The organism is Okeania sp. SIO2F4 (assembly GCF_010672385.1).
Taxonomy (GTDB): Bacteria; Cyanobacteriota; Cyanobacteriia; order Cyanobacteriales; family Microcoleaceae; genus Trichodesmium.
Genome location: NZ_JAAHGT010001038.1, coordinates 1 through 3,304, shown reverse-complemented (window position 1 = coordinate 3,304; position 3,304 = coordinate 1). Strand labels below are relative to the sequence as shown.

The window sequence follows — 3,304 nt, the reverse complement described above, 5'->3', positions numbered from 1 at the left end:
CTCTTCTAACGCACTACACCTCATTCATTCTCAATAAGAGTTTGATTTTAGTTGAAGTATTCTTCAGTTCCCGAACGCAAATTCGTCTCTATATATAGCTTTCAACTAGCTTGTCACCCCGTGAGATTTAAACGACTTATTGTTGTGTGCCTCGTTTAAGGGAAAACCCTATATTAATTCTGACTTCTGACTTGCTAATACGCATTTAAAATGCCTATTAGCTTACAATCCAGGAGGCTTTTCATCTGCGAAGCAGGAGGTTAACTGAAATGACCTTGGTTAATTGTATATCAGATAAAAATTAGTAGTAAATATAATAGTTTTTTATGAAGAATCAACCATTATGGATAGCTTTGTTGAGTGGGGGAATAACTACAATTACAACTGCTATTGTAACACTGGTTTATCCGCCAAATTTTATCAGCAAAACTCATCAGAATTATGCCATCGCCTGTACAACAGGTATCACCAGTTTTATCACAACGTTTAGCTTAAGTATAATAACTGCGCAAAAACTGCGTTCTTCAATCAATAGATTAGATAATTATCTAGAAGGTATTTCTACAGGGAACTATAATTTTAGATCTCCTATTTATACTAACGATCAACTCCTTAATTTGACCAAAAAATTTAATTTTATGGCTGATGTAATTTGTAATCTTCTAATTAATATTAAAATTCAGGAAGAAAGAAGCGAACAAGATAAAGAAAAAATTGCCAGTCAAGTTATAAAATTGTTAGATAAAGTAGACGCTGCTGCCCATGGGCAACTTTATCTGAAAGTCAAAGTCAGATGTGAAGAATTAGGAATAATTTCTTATTGCTTTAATATGACGATCGACAAATTTCGGAAACTTGTTAAAGAAGTAGATTATGCTGCTCAAAAAGTTGATATTCTAGCGACAGATAGCCAAACTACTTTTCAAAACTTATCCCTAGGAAGTCAGTGTCAAGTAGAAGAAATAGCTTCTTTCCTCAACACCTTAGAAGTAATAATTGATTCTTTTTATCAAACAGCATACATAGCCTGGGAAGCTGAACAAGTTGCTCAAGAAATTAGTAGTTATGCTTCCACAAGTTACCTGGAAATAGATGAGGTATTCAATGAAATTATGGCAGCACATACCTTAATTTCAGAAATTAATCACAAAGTTCAAATATTTACCAATTATAATTATAATTTAAACAAAATCCAATCTTTAATTTCTAAAATTCATACTCACAGTCAAATTTTGTTACTAAATACTGATATTTTTGCTTCTAGAAAAACTAGCAATGAAGATGTAGTAAAAATAGCAAAAGAATTGCAATATCTGGCAAATAATTGGGAATTAGTCAAGAAAAAATTAGAATATTTTCAACGCAAGATTGAAAGTTTAAATCTGACTATTCCTGAGAATAATATAGTTGTAAAGGAATCCCAGTCAAAAAAATTGGGAGAAGAAGTTAAGCGAGGGCTAACTAAAATTGTTCAGAAAGTCTATAAATTTAATAACTATATAGATAATGTTGCCTCTTGGGGAGAAAATCAGGCAAATAATCTACAAAAACTCACAAATTTTTTACAAATTATTCGCGATAAAAATATCGCTCAAGCCCTGGTAACAAAAGAAGTAGATGACTCCTTAGAAACATTACTGAGTATTGCAGACACTTTGTCAGAATCAGTCCAAGATTTTCGTTTATAAAAAACAGGAAAATTATTGAAATTTTGTAATGTTTGTTTTGATAAAAAAAATTTTAAATTTATGTATTTTACAGAAAAATTCCCCACTTCCCACAGATAAAAATTGCATATTGACAGAGATATATCTATAATTTATAGAAAATTTTCACTGCCAGAGTCAAAGGCAAAATGACGATTTTTCCCCATAGTAGAAATTCCTGAGGTAGGCAAAAGATAAAAAGTAAAAATGCCCCACTTCCCGCAGATAAAAATTTTAAATTGCCAGAGGTATATCTATAATTTATAGAAAATTTTCACTGGCAAAGTCAAAGGGAAACTGACGATTTTTTCCCACAGTAGAAATTCCTGAGGTAGGCAAAAGATAAATCCAGAAAATTTAGAACTTCCTGCAACCAAAAATTTCACATCTCCACAGATATATCTATATTTATGGAAAATTTTTACTGGCAAAGTCAAAGGGAAACTGACGATTTTTTCCCACAGTAGAAATTCCTGAGGTAGGCAAAAGATAAATCCAGAAAATTTAGAACTTCCTGCAACCAAAAATTTCACATCTCCACAGATATATCTATATTTATGGAAAATTTTTACTGGCAGAGTCAAAGGGAAACCAACGATTTTTTTCCCACAGTAGAAATTCCTGAGGCAGGCAAAAGAAAAATTCAGAAAATTCCCTACTTTCCATAGACAAAAATTTCGCATCCCCACAGATATATCTATATTTATAGGAAAATTTTCACTCTCACAGTCAAAGACAAAAAGAGGATTTTTCCCCACACCAGAAATTGTCGAGACAGGCAAAAGATAAAAAGGAAAAATTCAGCACTTGCCACAACCAAAAATTTCACATCCCCACAGATATATCTATAATTTATGGATAAATTTTCACTCTCACAGTCAAAGACAAAAAGAGGATTTTTCCACACAGTAGAAATTCCTGAGGCAGGCAAAAGAAAAATTCAGAAAATTCCCCACTTCCCACAACCAAAAATTTCACATCCCCACAGATATATCTATATTTATAGGAAAATTTTCACTCTCAGAGTCAAAGGTAAAATGACGATTTTTCCCCACAGCAGAAATTTCTCAGACAGGCAAAACAAAAAAGAGAAAAATTCAGCACTTGCCACAACCAAAAATTTCACATCCCCACAGATATATCTATAATTTATGGATAAATTTTCACTCTCACAGTCAAAGACAAAAAGAGGATTTTTCCCCACACCAGAAATTGTCGAGACAGGCAAAAGATAAAAAGGAAAAATTCAGCACTTGCCACAACCAAAAATTTCGCATCCCCACAGATATATCTATAATTTATGGATAAATTTTCACTCTCACAGTCAAAGGCAAAAAGAGGATTTTTCCACACAACCTAAAATTTTTGAAGGAGGGAAAAGATAAATTCAGAAAATTCAGCACTTCTGGCAACCAAAAATTTGCCACTGCCAGAGGTATATATATTATTTATGGCAAATTTTCATTGCCAGAGTCAAAGACAAAAAGAGGATTTTTCCACACAGTAGAAATTCCTGAGGCAGGCAAAAGAAAAATTCAGAAAATTCCCCACTTCCCACAACCAAAAATTTCACATCCCCACAGATATATCTATATTTA

Annotated in this window: 4 protein-coding genes; 3 read left to right on the top strand and 1 reads right to left on the bottom strand. The window is 32.5% G+C overall.

The window, feature by feature from the left end:
* Positions 1 to 326: 326 nt before the first annotated feature.
* Positions 327 to 1,688: a methyl-accepting chemotaxis protein gene (locus tag F6K22_RS36760; protein ID WP_293109649.1), complete on the top strand. Its 1,362-nt coding sequence runs from the start codon at positions 327 to 329 to the stop codon at positions 1,686 to 1,688.
* Between the two features lie 272 nt (positions 1,689 to 1,960).
* Here F6K22_RS36760 and F6K22_RS36755 read toward each other — a convergent pair whose 3' ends face one another.
* Positions 1,961 to 2,488 carry a hypothetical protein gene (locus F6K22_RS36755; protein ID WP_293109647.1) on the bottom strand — a complete coding sequence of 176 codons (528 nt, stop codon included), beginning with the start codon at positions 2,486 to 2,488 and terminating at the stop codon, positions 1,961 to 1,963.
* 72 nt (positions 2,489 to 2,560) lie between these two features.
* On the opposite strand from F6K22_RS36755, the gene F6K22_RS36750 reads away from it, so the two are divergent.
* Together F6K22_RS36750 and F6K22_RS36745 are read left to right on the top strand one after the other, a co-directional pair.
* Positions 2,561 to 2,854, top strand: a complete 294-nt coding sequence (locus tag F6K22_RS36750) for a hypothetical protein (protein WP_293109645.1) — start codon at positions 2,561 to 2,563, stop codon at positions 2,852 to 2,854.
* Between the two features lie 217 nt (positions 2,855 to 3,071).
* On the top strand, positions 3,072 to 3,304 hold a 233-nt coding region (locus F6K22_RS36745), incomplete at its 3' end, for a hypothetical protein (RefSeq protein ID WP_293109643.1).

Excerpts from the sequence above, each read along its gene's own strand:
- F6K22_RS36750 (WP_293109645.1), top strand. The coding sequence starts at position 2,561 with ATGGATAAATTTTCACTCTCACAGTCAAAGACAAAAAGAGGATTTTTC.
- F6K22_RS36760 (WP_293109649.1), top strand. The coding sequence starts at position 327 with ATGAAGAATCAACCATTATGGATAGCTTTGTTGAGTGGGGGAATAACT.